Here is an 18,320-nt window from a genome sequence, read left to right on the forward strand (position 1 = left end):
AGGGAATGTCATTGCTCGACCGCGCGGAGCAGCGATCCACAGGTGAGGACCGCGGGTGGGGGGCCGCATGATCGAGTTTCGGAGCAGGGCACACATCTTAACGCCGGGATACCGCCCGGAGCCACCATATGGATGCGATCGACCGGTGCCAGTTCTGGGCTCCTCTAACGGAACACGTCAGTTCGTAGCTCAACAGTCGCCCCGTCGGCCGCACCACCCGCCACTGCCACCGCACACACCGCCGGCCCCGCGGGCAGCATCGCGAAGCAGTGGCCCCGGGCCTCCGTCAGCTTTCCTCCCGCTTCGGCCACTTGCCCCGGCAGCCCGACCAGCCGCCTGGTCCCGCCGTCCCGCAGGCCCAGCCCCAGCGCCTTCCCGACCGCCTCCTTCCTGGTCCACAACCAGAAGAAGTCCCGCTGCCGCCCCTCCTCCGCCCGCTGCTCCAGCCAGGCCACCTCCTCCGCCGCATACCAGGACCGCGCCAACGGCACGGCCGGCACCCGGCGCACCGACTCCACGTCCACCCCCACCGCCCACCGCCGGCTCAACGCCACCGCGGCCACCCCGCGCCCGTGGCTCACGCTCACCCACACCCCCTCCGCCGCCCCGCCCAACACCGGCCGCCCACCAACCTCATGCCCCAGCGTCACCGCCCCCGGCCCAGCCCCCACCAGGCCGGCCGCCGCCCACAGCGCCAACTCCCGCGCCTCCGCCCGGGCATCCGCCCCCGTCGCCACCAGGTGCACCAGGACCCCGGCCTCGCTCGCATCCCCCATGCCCCACATCCTGAGCCACCGGCCCCCGGCGGCGCCACCGGACCGCACAAACGCGAGGGCCGGCCGGGAGTCGCGCTCCCGGCCGGCCCTCGTCCGTCATCCCTCAGCTCACCTGGCGAGGTCCCAGTCCTGGTTGCCCTGGCCGGACACGCAGTCCCAGACATCGAGCTGGCGGCCGTTGGTGGTGTCCCAGTTGTTGATGTCCAGGCACTTCTGCGCCTTGACGTTCAGGAACGAGCCGTCGGTCTGCCGGGTCCACTGCTGGTCGGCCACCGGCGCGCAGTCCCAGAGGATCGCCTTGGTGCCGTCGGCGGTGGCACCGCCCTCGGCGCTGACGCACTTGCCGCCGATCCGGAGGCTGCCGTCGGAGGCGAGCTGCCAGGTCTGGTTGGTGCCGCCGTTGCAGTCCCAGATGTTCACCGGCGTGCCGTTGGCGGTGTTGCCCGCCGGGTCGTCGATGCATTTGGCGCTGTTCTCCCGCGCGTGGATGCTGTACTGGTTCGAGGCGTTGTTCAGGTTGCCCAGGGTGGTCGTACCGGAGAACCGGGCGAGCCCGACGGCGTCCGACGCGGTGCCGTTCCAGCGGGTGACCGTGCCGTCGGCGTCGACGCCGTACAGGTCCGGGTTGCCGTGGCCGGTCACGTCCTCGCTCGCGACCACGGTCGGCGCGGCGTCACTGCCCAGGCCGGCCTGCAGCAGGGTGTTCACCGGAAGGCCGGACGGACCGGTCGACCAGAGCTGGTCAGGGTTGCCGGCGCAGTTCCACAGCATCAGCCGGGTTCCGGGCGCGTTGCCGCCCCCGTTGTCGGCCAAGCAGAGGCCGCTCACCGGGTTGACCAGGTTGCCGTTCGGCGCCAGCTGCCAGTGCTGGTTGCTCCCGCCGTTGCAGGGCCAGATGTCCACCGGGCTGCCGGGGGTGTCACCGTTGCCGTAGACCTCCAGGCACTGGCCCATCACGTGCACGCTCTGGTCGGCGGCGAAGGTCCACTGCTGGTTGCGGCCGCCGTTGCAGCCCCAGATCTCCATCAGGGCGCCCGGGGTGGAGACGTTCCCGGTGACGTCGGCGCAGATCGCGCTGCCGTCCGCGGCCTTCAGCGCGGAGACCGGGGTGATCTCGGCGGGCGGGGTCAGCGTGCTGGTCGGGTTGCCGCTCTTGTCGAAGGCCAGCGGGTAGCTGGCGATCGCGCCGGTGGTGTCGTCACGCGCCCACAGGGTGGGGACACCGTTCGCCACACCCGGGGTGAGCAGGGTGACGTGCGACCAGTCACCGGTGCCCAGCGGGTAGCCGTGTGAGAAGTAGCCGGCGCTCGCCGCCGTGCCACCGGTGTAGTACCAGAGCTTGCCGCCCTCCACGGTCACCAGGTCCGGCAGCAGCGGAGCCCCCGTGGTGCCGGCCGCCCGCAGCGCCGAGGCCGCGAGCGGACCGGGCGCGGCGATCCGGGTCAATTGGGTCCAGCCGCTCGGGTACCCGTCGCAGCCCGCCCCCACCGTCGCCGTGCAGGCCGGCTTCGCCACCGGGACCGCGGCCTGCGAGTTGCTGAAGGTCATGGCGGTGCTGTCGCTGGGGTAGGTGTAGAGGTTGGCGCTGCGGGTGCTGTACGCGAACAGGTCGTCAGTCGCCCGACCGGTGAAGCTTCCCCCGTGCGCGACCAGGAAGTCGTTCCACCCGGTGCCCGCTTCCGGACTCGTCTTCGCCGTGGCCGAGACGGCCGTGCCGCCGCTCGGCGCACCGTTGACCATGACCAGCGAGCCGTCCTGGGCGGCCAGCAGCAGGTCGGGCACCCCGTCGCCGTTGAGGTCGCCGAGCGCTGGAACGTTGGAGGCCGGGGCCGGCGCGGGTGCCGGCGCGACCGGCACCGGCGCGGCTACGGGAGCCGTGGTGGGCTGCGGCACGCCGAAGAAATCGTAGGTCGACTCCTGCCGGTTGCCGGCCGCGTCCACCGCCTGCACGTAGAGGCGGTGCGAACCCCACTGCGCGGGCGAAAGGTTGAGCGGGATGTTCGCGGTCGCGGTCCCGTTCGGGCCGGGCACCGCCGCGACACTGCTGCCCCCGGACTGCGGGATGTTCATGTCCAGCGAGTACCGGAAGGCCACCACACCGCTGGCGTGGCAGTCACCGCCCGTGCACCCGGTCGGGGCCGGGTCCAGGCTGGCCACCGGCAGCACCACGCTGTTGCCGGTCAGCCCGATCGTCCCGGTGGTCGGATTGACCGGCGGGGTCTGGTCGACCCGGAACGTACAGGTAGCCGACACCGGGCTGCGGACGGCGCCGCCGGGGTTCGGGCTGTACTGGGGGTCGATCTCCCAAGCGTTCCAGCTGTACTGGTGGCCGTCGGCGACCGCGACCCCGATGTTGGCCTGCGCCGTGGCTCCCGGCCCTAGCAGTGGGGAGAGCGGCCAGGACGAGTCCACAGCGGCACCGGTGCCGCTGTCCGCCGAGTCGTCCCAGACGTGGAACCCGACCTGCAGGCCGTCGCTGCCGGCCATCGCGGACGTGGTCGCCTGCAACGTGATGTTCGAGACGAGGCCGTTGGGGGCCATCCCGGTCAGCCCGACCCAGCCCGGCACGTTCCCACCGGCACAGAGCGCCCCCGCGGAAGTGCTGGCAACGGGCGTCGGCGCCGCCGACCCCGCCAACACCGGTAGCGAGCCCGACCCCTTCGAATCGTCCGCCCACACCGGCCCGGCCACCGAGGCGACCAGCGTGGTGAGTGCCGCGACGGCGGCGATCCGGTACCGAGACCTCGGACCGGAACTGACAGTGACCATGGGACCCCCCAGGTTCGGGTACGTGAACTGGCCTGCGGGGCCCACCGATCGGGCTCGCCCCCGCCAAGCCGGGAAAGCCGCGCCCACCAGCACCGACCGATCACGTCCGACGCGTGCGGCTCAGGTGAAGATCAGAGCGACGACGCAGGGTACGGGTCAGCCGCGGCTGGCCGCAACAGGCCGGTCAACTACGGACAGCCAGCCCGGGCCTGGGGGCAGGACGCAGCTTCAGCCTCGCTCACCACCCCTGCTGAAATCCTCGACGCCTGGGATGAGTTCTTCCCTCGCCTCCAGAAGATCCCCCGCTTCGGGCGAGGCCTACGCCGCCCCGACATGAAGTGGCACCAGCCGGTCCGCAAGCTGCTGGTCGATCTGGAAGCGACAGCCGCCAACTGGGATCCGGCGACCTCGCCCGAACCTCGGTGGCAGCACCCGCACATCGCTCCGGAATCTCGGAGCCGTCAGCAGCTCTGCACCTTCACCGATCTCGACGGCGAAGCCCGCTGCTTCCCCTGGCACGGCCGGTTCACTCCAGGAGCGGGGCGACTGCACTTCCGCCTCGTTCCGGAGGAGCCCGCGTTCCGGCTCGGGTACGTGGGCGCCAAGCTCGGTAGTGACGCACAGTCCTGAGAGGCGGTCGTCCCCGGTGCGAGCCTGGGACGCCGTCGTCCGTGTTCATCGGGCCGAGGTGGCCGTTGGCCAAAAGACCCAGACACCCCGACGCCGTGTCCCCACCGAACGCCAAATCCCCCTCCAGGTGATCTTGGAGGGGGACTACTTGGTTGCTCTCTGGATGTCTGCACAGGTCAGAAGCCTGCATCTGATGGCCTGCGGAGCCCCCTGTCGGGTTCGAACCGACGACCCCCGCTTTACAAGAGCGGTGCTCTGGCCAGCTGAGCTAAGGAGGCACGGTGACCGTCCGCAGCAGGGCCACGGCGGTACCGGGTGGCAGTCTACCGGGGAAGGCGGGGCGGCGGTTGCGGATTGCGGGGGCCGGTGGGGCGGTGTCCGAATCGTTGGCCGGAGGGGGCTGACAAGCGGGGGAAACGGCGGGTAGCCTCGGCCGAAAGTCGCGCTCGCATTGGTCTGGACCAGGCGGGGGCGGCGGACAACCCAACCTTTACTCGGATCGTCCGGCACGTTCCTGCCGGTGGAGGAGAGCACCACCATGGCTTCTGTCACGTACGACAAGGCGACGCGGCTGTACCCGGGCGGCAAGAAGCCCGCCGTCGACGCGCTCGACCTGCACATCGAGGACGGCGAGTTCCTCGTCCTCGTCGGCCCCTCCGGCTGTGGCAAGTCCACCAGCCTGCGCATGCTGGCCGGCCTGGAGGACGTCAACGGCGGCGCCATCCGGATCGGCGACCGCGACGTCACCAACCTGCCGCCGAAGGACCGGGACATCGCCATGGTGTTCCAGAACTACGCGCTCTACCCGCACATGAGCGTCGCGGACAACATGGGCTTCGCGCTGAAGATCGCCGGCGTGAACAAGGCCGAGATCCGCAAGAAGGTCGAGGAGGCCGCCAAGATCCTCGACCTCACCGAGTACCTGGACCGCAAGCCGAAGGCGCTCTCCGGTGGTCAGCGCCAGCGTGTCGCGATGGGCCGCGCGATCGTCCGCGAGCCGCAGGTCTTCCTGATGGACGAGCCGCTGTCCAACCTGGACGCCAAGCTCCGCGTCTCCACCCGCACCCAGATCGCCAGCCTGCAGCGCCGCCTGGGCATCACCACGGTCTACGTCACCCACGACCAGACCGAGGCCATGACCATGGGCGACCGGGTCGCCGTGCTCAAGGACGGCCTGCTGCAGCAGGTGGACTCGCCGCGCCGGATGTACGACAAGCCCGCCAACGTCTTCGTGGCCGGCTTCATCGGCTCGCCCGCGATGAACCTGATCGACGTCCCGCTGGTGGACGGCGGCGTGAAGTTCGGCGGCTCGGTGATCAACATCGACCGCGAGAACCTGGCCGGCGCCGGCAGCGACAAGACGGTGACCGTCGGCATCCGCCCGGAGCACTTCCAGATCGTCCCCGAGGGTGGCATCGAGGGCGTCGCCGTGACCGTCAACGTGGTCGAGGAGCTCGGCGCCGACGGCTTCGTCTACGGCACCACCAAGGTCAGCGGCGAGGACAAGGACATCGTCGTCCGGGTGAGCGGTCGCAACGTCCCGGAGAAGGGCGAGACCATCCACGTGGTCCCGAGCGGCGGCGAGCCCCACGTCTTCTCCGCCTCCACCGGTGCCCGCCTGAGCTCCTGATCCCCCGGGCAGCGTCGAACGCGCGCGGAGCCCCGTCGGACACCCGTCCGGCGGGGCTCCGCGTTGTGTCACTCGTCCGTGTGACGGAGTGTCGAGCACCCCTCACACGACGCTAACCTCACTGTTCGTGAAGCAGCTCGTTCGCCGCATCGGCCAGACCATCGCCCTGACCCTGCCCGTGGTCCTGGTGACCACCGGCACCCTCGCCGTGACCCGGGTCGCCTGGGCCCCGCCGACCAGTGACGACCAGCAGGTGGTCGCCGCCGCCAGCGGTGTCGCACCCGGCATCGGCAAGGTCGCCGCGCCCGCCGCCGACACCGCGGGCCGCCCAGGGATGTCCCCCGTGGACGCCCTGCGCGCCGACCTGCTCTCCGAGCTGCGCACCGACGGCGCCCCGGCCGCGCTGGACCTGCTGGAGCGCAGCATGCGCCAGCAGCCCGCGCTGACCCCGTACTGCACCGGGCTCTCCCGCGAGCTGGGCCAGGCCACGCTGAAGCAGTACCAGGGCGACGTGCAGCGCGCCCGGTCCTTCGCCCGCCCGGTCTGCGACGGCTCCTTCGCGGCCGGTATCGACGGCTGAGCCGACCGGCGCGGGGGGCGGGCCTATCCTGCCCCCATGACCGGCTCACAGCACCCCCTCGCGCCCACCGCCCCCGATGTCACGCAGGCCGTGATCCTGGCCGGCGGCCAGGGCTCCCGGCTGCGCCCCTACACCGACGACCGGCCCAAGCCGCTGGTCGAGATCCCCGGCACCGGCACCCCGATCGTGGGACACCAACTCGCCTGGCTGGCAGCCGAAGGCGTGACCGACGTGGTGATCTCCTGCGGCCATCTGGCCGAGGTGCTGCAGCAGTGGCTGGCCCGGGCGGACCTGCCGCTGCGGGTGAGCACCGTGGTGGAGACCGAGCCGCTGGGCCGCGGCGGCGGCCTGCGTTTCGCGGCCGCCGCGCTGCCCCGCCAGGACGAGCCCTGGTACGCCACCAACGGCGACATCTGGACCCGGTTCAGCCTGCGCGAGATGGCCGCCTTCCACCACGAGCGGGGCGCCCTGGCCACCCTTGCGCTGGCCCGGCCGCGGATCCCCTGGGGCGCCGTGGAGACCGACCAGTTCGGCAACGTGGTGGACTTCATCGAGGCCCCGCCCTCGCCGTTCCTGATCAACGCCGGCCTGTACGTCTTCGGGCCGGAGTTCCGCCAGCTGCTGCCCGAGGTCGGCGACCACGAGCGGACCACCTTCCCGCAGCTCGCCCGGGCCCGCCGGCTGGCCGGCTACCAGCTGCCGCAGGGCGTCTACTGGCGGGCCATCGACACCGCCAAGGACCTCACCGAGGCCGCCAAGGAGCTGGCCGCCGCCACCGCTGGCTGAGCAGGCGTCAAAAAAGGTGCCCCTCCCGCCGCAGCGGGAGGGGCACCGGTCGTCCGACGCCCGGTCAGACCACCGGACGGGCGGCGGACGGGCCGCCCGCACCGGGCATCCCCAGCGTGGACGGCAGCAGGCCGGCCGCCGGCGGGCCGCTGCCCAGCACTCCGCCGAGCAGGCCGCCGCCGGTCGGGCTGGGCTTGGGCGCCCGGGTGCCGCCGGCCGGCGTGGCCGCCCCGCCGGTGCTGCTCGGCGGCGGCACGGCGCTGGACGCCGGACCCGCCGCCGGCGCGCTGGCGGCCGGCGCCGGGGACGAGGCCGTGCCCTCGCCGCTGCGGGCGGTGGTGGACGGGTGCGCCTTCGGGCTGTGCGAGGGCGTCCCGGCGGACGCCGAGGGCGAGGCCGGAGCGGACGGCGTGGGCGAGGCCGGGGCGGACGGCGTCGGCCGGGCACTGCCGCCGGCCGGCGCCCCCGGAGCGGCCGGACGGGCCGGGCCGGGCGCCCCGGTGACGGCGGGCCAGACCGGCGTGCCGTAGTCGGTCGGCGGCGCCGGCACCCGGGCCGGCCGCCCGCTGGAGCGCACCGCCGCGCCGAGCAGCGAGCCCACCAGCAGGGTCAGCCCGATCACGACCGTGGCCACCACCGTGCCGCGCCGCAGCACCCGGCGGCGCACCGCGCCCGGCGCCTGCGGCCCGTACCGGCGCCAGGCCTCCAGCGCCAGCCGCCCGTCCAGCGAGGCGTAGGGCGCACCGGCGATCAGCAGCGGGCTCCAGGCCGCCAGGAAGATCAGGTCGGGCGTGTCGTAGACCGGCACGGCCCGCCAGCTGACGGTGAAGAGCAGCGCCGCCGAGAGCAGCATCGCCGCCCCGGCCGCCAGCCGCTGCCAGAGGCCGAAGAGCGTCAGCACGCCCACCACGACCTCGGTGAAGGAGACCCCGAGGCCGGCCCCGACCGGGTGCGCCATGGCGAAGTCCAGCAGCGGCTGGGCGCTGCGCCAGGGGTGCAGCGAGGCCAGCCAGCGCATCATCGAGCCGCGGTCGCCGCCGTCGAAGTAGACCGGGTCGCAGAGCTTGCTGAACCCGGCGTACACCGAGAGCGAGCCGAGCACCAGCCGCAGCGGCAGCAGCACCAGGCCGAGGTCGACCCGGCGGCCCGGGTACCAGGCGTGCCGGGTGGGCTCGCCGCTGGCCGCGGAGTGCTGCGGCAGCTCGCCGTCCGGCTTCCAGCCGGGCCGGTTGAGCCGGGTGGGCACCGCCCGGCGCTCGGCCCCGGCCGGCTGGCGCGGCACCCCGGCGGTCCGCCCGGGCGCGCCGCCGGGCCCGCCGTAGCGGTAGCGGCCGCCGCCGACCGGCGCGGCGTCCCAGCCGGGCACTGTATCCAGCGGCTGGGTCGCCTCCGGATCGGCCAGGCCGACCGAGCCGGCCGGCCGGCCGGCCGAGGAGCCGCCGCCGACGGCGGCCCCGGCCGGGCTGGGCACGGTGTTCAGCCGCACGGCGTCCAGCAGCTGAGTGGCCGCCAGGTCGCCGGGGGCCGCCTGCCCGCTCCAGGTGACGGGGGTGACCCGCCCCTTGCGCCGGACCGGACCGCGGCTGGGGGCGGCGTCCGCCACCCCGGCCCGGACCAGCCCGGGCCGTCCGCCGTAGCTCAGCGCGGCGTACGGCCGGCCGAAGGCGTCCGCGTACGGACCGGAGGCCATCGGCGGCGGGTCGATCAGTGACGCGACCGGCGCGGCCAGCCGGACCCGGAAGCTCACCTGGGTGCTGCTGAGCCGCGCCGGGTCGCTCGGCACCCGCACCGTGCTGAGTGCGGGTTCGGCCGCTATCCCGGCCTCTTGGCCCAGCCTGGGGCGCCGACGTGTTCTGGTGTCCACGCCCCTCTAACCGGGTGACGGCCGGTTAGGACACTCTCCCGGGTGCAACTCCCGGCGTGGCTGACGGATGCGGTCAGTCCCGTGCGGGAGAGTGATCGATCAGGACCGATCCGGGCAGAACCGGGACTCAACCGACCAGCCGGGGCTCAGCGCTTGGCACGCAGCCGGGCGGCCTCGTACAGCACGATGCCGGAGGCCACACCGGCGTTCAGCGACTCGGTCAGGCCGGACATCGGGATCCGCACCAGCATGTCGCAGGTCTCCGCGACCAGCCGGGACAGGCCCTTGCCCTCGCTGCCCGCGACCACCACGACCGGACCGGTCAGCAGGTCCAGGTCGCCCAGCTCGGCCTCGCCGTCGGCGGCCAGGCCGACCACCATCAGGCCGGCCTTCTGGTAGGCCTCCAGGGTCCGGGTCAGGTTGGTCGCCCGGGCCACCTGCAGCCGGGCCGCGGCACCGGAGGAGGTCTTCCAGGCACCGGCGGTCATGCCGGCCGCCCGGCGCTCCGGGATCAGCACGCCGTGCGCGCCGAAGGCGGCGGCGGAGCGGACCACGGCGCCCAGGTTGCGCGAGTCGGTCACCCCGTCCAGCGCCATGATCAGCGCGTCCTCCTGGGCGTCGGCCGCGACCTCCAGCAGGTCGTCCGGGTGCGCGTACTCGTACGGCGGCACCTGCAGCACCAGGCCCTGGTGGTTCAGGCCGCCGGTCATCTGGTCCAGCTGCGGCCGCGGCGCCTCCATCAGCGGGATGCCCCGCTCGTTGGCGGCCTGGAACGCGTCCCGCACCCGGTCGTCGGTGTCGATGAACTGCATCACGTAGAGCGCGGTGGCCGGCACCCCGCCCTGCAGCGCCTCGACCACGGAGTTGCGGCCGACCACCAGCTCGGCGCTGCCGGCCCCGCCGCGGCCGCCCCGGCCGGCGCCGGCCCGGCGCATGCCGGCCCGGGCCTTGGCGTCCCGCTCGCGCTTGACCGCGGCGTTGGCGGCCCGCTGCTTCGGGTGGCCCTTGCGCGCCTCGCCGGGCGGGGTCGGGCCCTTGCCCTGCAGTGCCTTCCGGCTGTGGCCGCCGGTACCGACACTCGCGCCCTTCTTCGACCCGGGGTTGCGGCGGTTCCTGCGCTGGCTGTTGCCGGCCATCTGTGGCTTCCTGTCTTCCGAAAATCTGTCTGCGTCATGCCGAAGGGGCCGTACTCCTGGAGAGTACGGCCCACCGGCGCCTCGCGCGCGGGCGCGCGCGGCTACTGGTCGTTCAGCGTCCAGCGCGGGCCGGACGGGGTGTCCTCGATCGCCAGCCCGGCCAGGCCGAGCTGGTCGCGGATCGCGTCCGCGGTGGCGAAGTCCTTGCGGGCCCGGGCCGCCTGGCGCTGCTCCAGCACCAGACCGACCAGCGAGTCGACCACCCCGTGCAGGTCGTCGCCGCGCTCCGAGCCGGCCCACATCGGGTCCAGCGGGTCGAGGCCGAGCACTCCGAGCATCGCACGGACCTCGGCGAGCCGGGCGACCGCGTTCTCCTTGTCGTCCGCGGTCAGCGCGCTGTTGCCCTGGCGGACGGCGGTGTGCACCACCGCCAGCGCCTGCGGCACGCCCAGGTCGTCGTCCATCGCCTCGGCGAAGGCCGGCGGCACCTCGGCGGCCGGCTCCACCGGGCCGCAGCGCTCGACCACCCGCTGGATGAAGCCCTCGATCCGGCTGAAGCCGGCCTCGGCCTCGCGCAGCGACTCCTCGCTGTACTCGATCATCGAGCGGTAGTGCGGGCTGCCCAGGTAGTAGCGGAGCACGATCGGGCGCCAGCGCTGCACCATCTCGGAGACCAGCACCGAGTTGCCCAGCGACTTGCTCATCTTCTCACCGGCCAGGGTGACCCAGGCGTTGTGCACCCAGAAGTTGGCGAAGTCGTCGCCGAAGGCCCTGGACTGGGCGATCTCGTTCTCGTGGTGCGGGAAGATCAGGTCGATCCCGCCGCCGTGGATGTCGAAGGCCTTGCCCAGGTACTTGTGCACCATCGCGGAGCACTCCAGGTGCCAGCCGGGCCGGCCGGGACCCCACGGGGTGTTCCAGCTGGGCTCGCCCTCCTTGGCGGCCTTCCACATCGCGAAGTCGCGCGGGTCCCGCTTGCCGGTCTCGCCCTCGCCCTCCGGCTGCAGCAGGTTCTCCAGCTTCTGGTTGGAGAGCGCCAGGTAGTCGGGGAAGGACGTGACGTCGAAGTAGACGTTGCCGTCGGCGGCGTAGGCGTGGCCCTTGGCGATCAGGCCCTGCATCATGTCGATCATCTCGGGCACGTGGCCGGTGGCCCGCGGCTCGACGGTCGGCGGCAGGCAGCCGAGCGCGCTGTAACCCGCCTCGAAGGCGCGCTCGTTGGCGTAGGCGATCTGCCACCAGGGCACGCCGAGCTCGTGCTCCTTCTTGATCACCTTGTCGTCGATGTCGGTGACGTTGCGGACGAACGTCACCTCGTAGCCGCGGTAGGCGAACCAACGGCGCATCACGTCGAAGTTGAGGCCGGAGCGGATGTGCCCGATGTGGGGTGCGCTCTGCACGGTCGCACCGCACAGGTAGATCGAGACGCAGCCCGGTACAAGCGGGACGAAGTCGCGTACCTGGCGGGTGCTGGTGTCGTGCAGGCGAAGGCTCACAGCGTCCAGGGTAGTGGGAAGAGGGCAGTGCCCCGCGACGTTTGGTCTCCGGGAGGAGCAGGATTTTCCGTCCGCCGCGGGGTTGCTGCGACCGTGCTGCGCCAATGTGACGGCGGCGCGAGCCGGGATGACGCACCGTGGCCAACCGGAGCCGCCGGCTCCGGTCGGCCGGGTCCGCGCTCAGTCCACCCGGTAGACCAGCGCGGTGGCGAGCCCGACCAGGCCCTCGCCGCGCCCGGTCATGCCGAGCCCGTCGGTGGTCGCGGCGGAGAGCGAGACCGGAGCGCCGGCCGCGGCCGAGAGCACCTTCTCCCCCTCGGCCCGCCGGGTGCCGATCCGCGGCCGGACGCCGATCACCTGGACCGCGATGTTGCCGATCTCGAAGCCGGCCGCCCGCACGATCCGGGCCGCCTCGGCCAGCAGCGTGGTGCCGGCCGCCCCGGCCCACTCCGGGCGGTCGGTGCCGAAGTGCGTCCCCAGGTCGCCGAGTCCGGCGGCCGAGAAGATCGCGTTGCAGGCGGCGTGCGCCGCCACGTCGCCGTCCGAGTGCCCGGCCAGGCCGCGCGGGGCGTCCTCCCAGTGCAGCCCGGCCACGTGCAGCGGCACCCCGTCGGCGAACGCGTGCACGTCGGTGCCGATGCCCACCAGGGGCAGCACCGGGACCGACCGTCCGTCAGAAGCCATCGGAAGCCCTCCGTCGCGCGAGTACCGCCTCGGCCAGCACCAGGTCCAGCGGCCGGGTCACCTTGAACGCCTCCTCGTGGCCGGGCACCACGACCACCTCGCCGCCGTACCACTCGACCAGCCCGGCGTCGTCGGTCACGGCCGGCCCGCCGCCGGCCTCCTGCTCGGCCAGCGCCTTGGCGTGCACCTCGGCCAGCAGTTCGCGGCGGAAGCCCTGCGGGGTCTGCACCGCCCGCAGGGTGGAGCGGTCCGGGGTGTCCAGCACCGGCTCCGGCCGGCCCGGCGCGCCGGGCGCCACCCGCTTGACGGTGTCGGCCAGCGGCACCGCCGGCACCACGGCCGGAGCGCCGGAGCGGACCGCGCCGACCACCGCGTCCACCACCTCGACCGGCACCAGCGGCCGGGCGGCGTCGTGCACCAGCACGATCTCCGCCTCCGGCGGGATCACGGCCAGGCCCAGCCGGACCGACTCCTGGCGGGTGCCCCCGCCGGCCACCACCCGGACGTCCTTGCCGTCCAGCCCGTGGCTGTCCAGCAGGCCGACCACCTCGGCGACGCCCTCGGCCGGCGCCACCACCACGACCAGGCCGACCGCCCGGCTGCGCGCCAGCGCCCGGACGGCGTGCACCAGCAGTGGCGCACCGCCCAGTTCGCGCAGCGCCTTGGGCGCCCCCGGTCCGAGCCGTTCGCCCCGCCCGGCGGCGGGGACCACGGCAGCTGCCACTACTCCTGTGGTGTTCAGGTTTCACTCCTTCGGCGAAGTGGGTATGGCCCTGGCGTACCCGTCAGACGGTGCACCGGACCCCTTCCAACCGGCGCCGCCTCTCGGGTACCGGTCTGCCCGGCCTCCGGACCCCACGGTCGGCGGCCGATCGGAGCGGGCCGGCCAGCAGGGTGAGCAGTCGGCCCCGGGCATGCCACAGCGCCCGGGGGCCACGTACCACGCGGGACCTTTCGATCCACCGTGATGCCGCAGCGCCGGGCGCTGTGCTTGTTGTCGCACCGCCATGCGACCGTGTCGTCGCACCGCAGGGCGGCAGAGCTGTCCGTTACGAGGCCAGCACCTCGTCGAGCAGCGTCTCCGCCTTGTCCTCGTTGGTGTTCTCCGCCAGCGCGAGTTCGCTGACGAGGATCTGACGCGCCTTGGCGAGCATCCGCTTCTCGCCGGCCGACAGGCCGCGCTCGCGCTCGCGGCGCCACAGGTCGCGGACCACCTCGGCGACCTTGATGACGTCGCCGGACGCCAGCTTCTCGAGGTTCGCCTTGTACCGGCGAGACCAGTTGGTGGGCTCTTCGGTGTACGGCGCGCGCAGCACCTCGAAGACCCGGTCCAGACCCTCCTGGCCGACCACGTCGCGCACACCGACGAACTCCGCGTTCTCCGCGGGGACGCGCAGCGTGAGGTCTCCCTGCTGAACCTTCAGCACCAGGTAGGTCTTGTCCACACCTTTGATCTGGCGAATTTCGATGGCCTCGATCAGTGCAGCCCCGTGATGGGGGTAGACCACCGTGTCGCCAACCTTGAACGTCATGTGACAGGACCCCTTCCGTGGCTTTCCAGAATAACACGCTTTTCCGTCCACCCGAAGGGCGTTTTCGCAGGTCAGGGCCGGTCTCGGGGCTTGACAAGCACCCCCGCGACGTGCTGCGGACACCCCGTGGGAGGGGCTTCTCGCAGGTCGGAGGCCCTTCTCGGTCCGGCCGAAACCCCGCGCACCACCTCGGAAACGCCGCAACCGATCTTGAAGTCGTCACCGGATATTCACCGTTTCCCGATCGTGATCTGATCAAGGGGTGGTTCGGGAACGCCCGGCGGCCGCCGCCGCCCGGGGGCTCCCGACGCGACACGGGGCCACCCCGTGAGGGCCGGATAAGTGTGGTCGGTACGCTGGGCGCTGACATACCGACACGCGATCAAGGAGATGCCGCCGCCGTGAGCCGCAGCCTTCGACGCGGTGGCACTGCCGCCATCGTTCTCGCCCTCGCCGCCGTTTCGCTCTCCGCCTGCGCGGCCGGGACCAGCTCCCAGACCCTGCAGATCCAGCCGGACGTGCCGAACGCCTCGGCGGGCACCGACCTGAAGATCAACGGCATCGTGGTCGTGGTCGGCGAGACCCAGACCAGCGGCGAGCCCGGCCCGGCCAACGTGACGCTGAACATCAGCAACACCGGCAACGCCCCGGAGACCCTGCAGTCGCTCAGCATCGCGGGCACCTCGGCCACCTTCCAGGACGCCACCGGCGGCGCGCTGCCCGGCGGCATCGTGGTCCCGCCGCTGGGCAGCGTGGCGCTCGGCCAGCAGGGCCAGCCCTCCGCGCACCTGGCCGCCGCCAGCCTGAAGATCGGCGGCTTCGAGCCCGCCGCCTTCTCCTTCTCGACCGCGGGCAAGGTGGCCACCACCGCCCTGGTGACCCCGGCCACCGGCACCTACGAGTCCTACGCCCCGGCCTCGCCGTCGGCCAGCGCCTCCGCCGCGGCCACCGCCTCGGCCACCGCCGGCGGCACCGCGAGCCCGGCCGCGTCCGGCTCCCCCTCGGCCGCCGCGAGCCCCTCGGCCGGCGCCTCCGCCAGCGCGAGCGCGAGCGCTTCGGCGCACTGACCGCCCGGCGCGGGGCGCACGCGCCCCGCGCACGGCCGAGGGCCGCACTCCCGTTCCCGGGGTGCGGCCCTCGGCCTTCGCTCCGGCGGGCTTACGGCTCGAACTTGTAGCCCAGGCCGCGGACCGTGACCAGGTAGCGCGGGGCGCCCGGGTCCGGCTCGATCTTCGCCCGCAGCCGCTTGACGTGCACGTCCAGCGTCTTGGTGTCGCCGACGTAGTCCGCGCCCCAGACCCGGTCGATCAGCTGCATCCGGGTGAGCACCCGGCCGGCGTTGCGCAGCAGCATCTCCAGCAGGTCGAACTCCTTCAGCGGGAGGTCGACCTTGGCGCCGTCCACGGTCACCACGTGCCGGTCCACGTCCATCCGGACCGGGCCGGCCTCGAGCGCGCCCGGGCCGCCGCCGTCGTTGGCGCCGCCGCCGTCCTCGCCGCGGCGGCGCAGCACCGCGCGGATCCGGGCGACCAGCTCGCGGGTCGAGTAGGGCTTGGTGACGTAGTCGTCAGCGCCTATCTCCAGGCCGACGACCTTGTCGATCTCGCTGTCCTTGGCGGTCACCATGATCACCGGCACGTTGGAGCGCACCCGCAGCTGGCGGCAGACCTCGGTGCCGGGCAGCCCGGGCAGCATCAGGTCGAGCAGCACGAGGTCGGCGCCGTTGCGCTCGAACTGCTCCAGCGCGTCGGGGCCGGTGGCGGCGACGGCCACCTCGAACCCCTCCTTGCGAAGCATGTACGACAGGGCGTCGCTGAACGACTCCTCGTCCTCGACCACCAGTACACGGGTCACGATGAGGCCTCCGGGGCAGGAAGGGGGGTGGGTGTTGCGGGTGTGGTGGGCGCTGCCGTGGCCGGCGCCGGATTCTGGCCGGCGGGGAGCCGGATGGTGAAGGTCGAGCCCTGGCCCTCGACGCTCCACACCGAGACGGTGCCGCCGTGCGACGCCGCCACGTGCTTGACGATGGAGAGGCCGAGGCCGGTACCGCCGGTGGCCCGGGACCGGGCCGGGTCGACCCGGTAGAACCGCTCGAAGATCCGCTCGCGGTCCTTCTCCGAGATCCCGATGCCCTGGTCGGTCACCGAGATCTCGATCAGCTCGCCGTCGGCCTCGCCGATCGCCGCGGCGCTGGCTATCCGGCGGGTGGCGATCGCCACCCGGGTCCGCGGCGGGCTGTAGTTGACGGCGTTCTCGACCAGGTTGCCGAGGGCGGCGGCGAGCTGGCCGCGGTCGCCGTGGATGAAGAGGCCGGCGATGCCGCCGGCCGCGATGTGGATCTGCTTGGCCGCGGCCTGCTGGCGGCAGCGGTCCATCGCCTCGGCGATCAACTCGTCCACCGGCACCGGCTCGGGGTCCATCAGCAGCCGGTCGTCCTGCACCCGGGAGAGGTCGATGATCTCCTGCACCAGGCTGGCCAGCCGGGTGGCCTCGATCTGCATCCGGCCGGCGAACCGCTGCACCGCCTCCGGGTCGTCGGCCGCGTCGGCCACCGCCTCGGAGAGCAGCGAGAGCGCGCCCACCGGGGTCTTGAGCTCATGGCTGACGTTGGCCACGAAGTCCCTGCGGACCGCCTCGATCCGGCGCCGCTCGGTCAGGTCCTCGACCAGCACCAGCACCAGCCGGGAGCCCAGCGGGGCCACCCGGACCGAGACCGAGAGCGGCTCGCCGTGGCGCTGCACGCCGGGACGCGGCACGTCCAGCTCGTCCTGGCGGATCTCGCCGTCACGCCGGGTGGCGCGGGCCAGCGCCAGCATCGGCTCGACGGCCACCGCGCCGCCGCGGACCAGGCCCATCGAGTACGCCGCCGAGCTGGCCTTGACCACCTCGTCGCCGTCGCCGAGCACGATCGCGCACGAGCGCAGCACCGAGAGCACGGTGTCCACGCCCGGGGGCAGGGCCGCCTCCTGGAGCGGGGAGTTCGCCGCCGGGGCGCCGCGCCTGCCGTTTCCGGCCATGCTGCCGCGGGCCTGCTCGCGCTCGCTCCAGCGGAAGGCGATGGAAGCGGTGAGGCCGACACCCAGCCCGGCGATGGCGCAGGCAGCGGCAGCAGCCACATTCACGTCCATGCCGACCAGCGTAAGCGCATCCAATGGCAGCTTTGAAAGCATCGGATCAAGGCATCGGCTGCACGTTGCCGAGAATTCACCGTCAGGTGGTCACTGGTTAACTGTGGCCTCTGTGCGACGTCGCCCGAACGTCGCACTCTGTTCGACATGGCCCCGACGGGCCCCGTGGTGCGCGTACGATGCGCGCCACCCGCAGCACCGGCCGCCGCCCGTTCCCCCGGGCCGGCGGCCGATCGGCACCGCCTGTGAGGAAGAGGAGCGCATGCGCGACACGTACCACGAGGAACTGGACTCGATCGGCGACAGCCTGGTCGAGATGGCCCGACTGGTCGGCTCGGCGATGGGCCGCGCCACCACCGCGCTGCTCGACGCCGACCTGGAGCTGGCGGAGAGCGTCATCGCCGCCGACCAGAAGGTGAACGACCTCCACCACGAGCTGGAGAACCGCGCGATCGACCTGCTGGCCCGCCAGCAGCCGGTCGCCACCGACCTGCGGATCGTGGTCACCAGCCTGCGGATGAGCGCCGACCTGGAGCGCTGCGGCGACCTGGCCCGGCACGTGGCCAAGGTGGCCCGGCTGCGCTACCCGGCCCAGGCGGTGCCGGGCGACCTGCAGCCGATCGTCCTGGAGATGGGCCAGCTCGCCCAGCGCCTGGTGGCCAAGGCCGGCCAGGTCATCGCCACCAAGGACGTCGAGGCCGCGCTGCAGCTGGAGCGGGACGACGACGCGATCGACGACCTGCACCGCCAGCTGCTCGCCCACCTGATCGACGATCGCTGGCAGCACGGCATCGAGACCGGTGTGGACGTCACCCTGATCGGCCGGTACTACGAGCGGTTCGCCGACCACGCGGTCTCGGTGGCCAAGCGCGTGGTCTACCTGGTCACCGGCGAGCACGCCGGCGAGTGGCAGCCGCCGACCCCGGCCCCGGGCGAGTAACCGGCCGAACCGCCGCGCGCGGGGGCGGGGGCGCACGGTGCCGCCGACCCCCCACTCCCGCGCGCCCGTTGACGCTCCGTCAATCCCGGCGCTTCACTCGATGAGCGGGCGAACGCCTACCGCCGCCCGTCCCGATCGAGGAGGGCACCGCACCATGACCACCACCAACGCCCGGCCTGTTCCCGACCCCGAGCCGGCCCGCGCCGCCGGTCGCGAGCTGGTCCTGCTCGGCGCCTGCGGCTGCGGCTCGGGCTGCGGCTGCGGCTGCCAGTCCGGCTCCCCCTGCCAGTGCGGCGGCGCCACCGGCGGCTGCTGCGGCCACTGAGACAGCGCAACGGCCCCTGACCCGCGCCATTCGCGCAGGTCAGG

The 18,320-nt window shown here is 73.2% G+C and carries 17 protein-coding genes and 1 tRNA gene; 7 read left to right on the plus strand and 11 right to left on the minus strand.

Annotation, left to right across the window (positions count from 1 at the left end):
* Positions 1 to 164: 164 nt before the first annotated feature.
* Both ACFYNO_RS29445 and ACFYNO_RS29450 read right to left on the minus strand, forming a co-directional pair.
* A complete protein-coding gene (locus ACFYNO_RS29445) occupies positions 165 to 776 on the minus strand; it encodes a 4'-phosphopantetheinyl transferase family protein (protein ID WP_388019156.1) in 612 nt (203 codons plus the stop codon).
* Between the two features lie 108 nt (positions 777 to 884).
* Entirely contained in the window at positions 885 to 3,344 is a 2,460-nt protein-coding gene (locus tag ACFYNO_RS29450) for a ricin-type beta-trefoil lectin domain protein (protein ID WP_388019159.1), read from the minus strand.
* A 534-nt stretch (positions 3,345 to 3,878) separates the two neighbouring features.
* Between ACFYNO_RS29450 and ACFYNO_RS29455 the strand changes: the two genes are divergently transcribed.
* Complete coding sequence (locus ACFYNO_RS29455) at positions 3,879 to 4,175, plus strand: hypothetical protein (RefSeq protein WP_388019162.1); 297 nt, start codon at positions 3,879 to 3,881, stop codon at positions 4,173 to 4,175.
* Between the two features lie 204 nt (positions 4,176 to 4,379).
* Here the strand turns inward: ACFYNO_RS29455 and ACFYNO_RS29460 are convergent.
* Positions 4,380 to 4,453, minus strand: a tRNA-Thr gene (locus ACFYNO_RS29460).
* Positions 4,454 to 4,713: 260 nt separating this feature from the next.
* Here ACFYNO_RS29460 and ACFYNO_RS29465 point away from each other — a divergent pair.
* From ACFYNO_RS29465 to ACFYNO_RS29475, 3 genes are all read left to right on the plus strand, one after another.
* Positions 4,714 to 5,805 carry an ABC transporter ATP-binding protein gene (locus tag ACFYNO_RS29465; RefSeq protein WP_388019165.1) on the plus strand — a complete coding sequence of 364 codons (1,092 nt, stop codon included), beginning with the start codon at positions 4,714 to 4,716 and terminating at the stop codon, positions 5,803 to 5,805.
* A gap of 127 nt (positions 5,806 to 5,932) precedes the next feature.
* Positions 5,933 to 6,385: a hypothetical protein gene (locus ACFYNO_RS29470; protein ID WP_388019168.1), complete on the plus strand. Its 453-nt coding sequence runs from the start codon at positions 5,933 to 5,935 to the stop codon at positions 6,383 to 6,385.
* A 36-nt stretch (positions 6,386 to 6,421) separates the two neighbouring features.
* Entirely contained in the window at positions 6,422 to 7,171 is a 750-nt protein-coding gene (locus tag ACFYNO_RS29475) for an NDP-sugar synthase (RefSeq protein ID WP_388019171.1), read from the plus strand.
* Positions 7,172 to 7,235: 64 nt separating this feature from the next.
* On the opposite strand, the gene ACFYNO_RS29480 is transcribed toward ACFYNO_RS29475, so the two are convergent.
* The 6 genes from ACFYNO_RS29480 to ACFYNO_RS29505 form a co-directional block, all read right to left on the minus strand.
* The gene (locus tag ACFYNO_RS29480) at positions 7,236 to 8,954 is read right to left on the minus strand and encodes a DoxX family membrane protein (protein WP_388019174.1); all 1,719 of its coding nucleotides are present in this window, start codon (positions 8,952 to 8,954) and stop codon (positions 7,236 to 7,238) included.
* Positions 8,955 to 9,181: 227 nt separating this feature from the next.
* On the minus strand, positions 9,182 to 10,171 hold the full coding sequence (gene rlmB, locus ACFYNO_RS29485) for a 23S rRNA (guanosine(2251)-2'-O)-methyltransferase RlmB (RefSeq protein WP_388019177.1): 990 nt from the start codon (positions 10,169 to 10,171) through the stop codon (positions 9,182 to 9,184).
* A 101-nt stretch (positions 10,172 to 10,272) separates the two neighbouring features.
* Positions 10,273 to 11,667 (minus strand): cysteine--tRNA ligase, encoded by a 1,395-nt coding sequence (gene cysS, locus ACFYNO_RS29490; RefSeq protein WP_388019180.1) that lies wholly within the window; start codon positions 11,665 to 11,667, stop codon positions 10,273 to 10,275.
* A 180-nt stretch (positions 11,668 to 11,847) separates the two neighbouring features.
* Positions 11,848 to 12,351 (minus strand): 2-C-methyl-D-erythritol 2,4-cyclodiphosphate synthase, encoded by a 504-nt coding sequence (gene ispF / locus ACFYNO_RS29495; RefSeq protein WP_388019183.1) that lies wholly within the window; start codon positions 12,349 to 12,351, stop codon positions 11,848 to 11,850.
* Complete coding sequence (ispD, locus tag ACFYNO_RS29500) at positions 12,341 to 13,075, minus strand: 2-C-methyl-D-erythritol 4-phosphate cytidylyltransferase (RefSeq protein WP_388019186.1); 735 nt, start codon at positions 13,073 to 13,075, stop codon at positions 12,341 to 12,343. Before ispD ends, ispF begins: the two co-directional genes overlap by 11 nt.
* A gap of 325 nt (positions 13,076 to 13,400) precedes the next feature.
* Positions 13,401 to 13,883: a CarD family transcriptional regulator gene (locus ACFYNO_RS29505; protein WP_030244332.1), complete on the minus strand. Its 483-nt coding sequence runs from the start codon at positions 13,881 to 13,883 to the stop codon at positions 13,401 to 13,403.
* Between the two features lie 401 nt (positions 13,884 to 14,284).
* Here ACFYNO_RS29505 and ACFYNO_RS29510 point away from each other — a divergent pair, with 401 nt between their 5' ends.
* A complete protein-coding gene (locus ACFYNO_RS29510; RefSeq protein WP_388019189.1) occupies positions 14,285 to 14,950 on the plus strand; it encodes a DUF461 domain-containing protein in 666 nt (221 codons plus the stop codon).
* 91 nt (positions 14,951 to 15,041) lie between these two features.
* Here ACFYNO_RS29510 and ACFYNO_RS29515 read toward each other — a convergent pair whose 3' ends face one another.
* Together ACFYNO_RS29515 and ACFYNO_RS29520 are read right to left on the minus strand one after the other, a co-directional pair.
* Positions 15,042 to 15,737: a response regulator gene (locus ACFYNO_RS29515; RefSeq protein WP_388019192.1), complete on the minus strand. Its 696-nt coding sequence runs from the start codon at positions 15,735 to 15,737 to the stop codon at positions 15,042 to 15,044.
* Entirely contained in the window at positions 15,734 to 17,011 is a 1,278-nt protein-coding gene (locus ACFYNO_RS29520; protein ID WP_388019195.1) for a sensor histidine kinase, read from the minus strand. The genes ACFYNO_RS29515 and ACFYNO_RS29520 overlap by 4 nt, the downstream gene beginning before the upstream one ends.
* Before the next feature lie 262 nt (positions 17,012 to 17,273).
* Between ACFYNO_RS29520 and phoU the strand changes: the two genes are divergently transcribed.
* Both phoU and ACFYNO_RS29530 read left to right on the plus strand, forming a co-directional pair.
* Entirely contained in the window at positions 17,274 to 17,951 is a 678-nt protein-coding gene (gene phoU / locus ACFYNO_RS29525; protein WP_388019198.1) for a phosphate signaling complex protein PhoU, read from the plus strand.
* Between the two features lie 154 nt (positions 17,952 to 18,105).
* Positions 18,106 to 18,276 (plus strand): hypothetical protein, encoded by a 171-nt coding sequence (locus ACFYNO_RS29530; protein ID WP_388019200.1) that lies wholly within the window; start codon positions 18,106 to 18,108, stop codon positions 18,274 to 18,276.
* Positions 18,277 to 18,320 lie beyond the last annotated feature (44 nt).

The organism is Kitasatospora sp. NPDC006697, assembly GCF_042869935.1.
In the GTDB taxonomy this organism is placed as follows: Bacteria; Actinomycetota; Actinomycetes; order Streptomycetales; family Streptomycetaceae; genus Kitasatospora.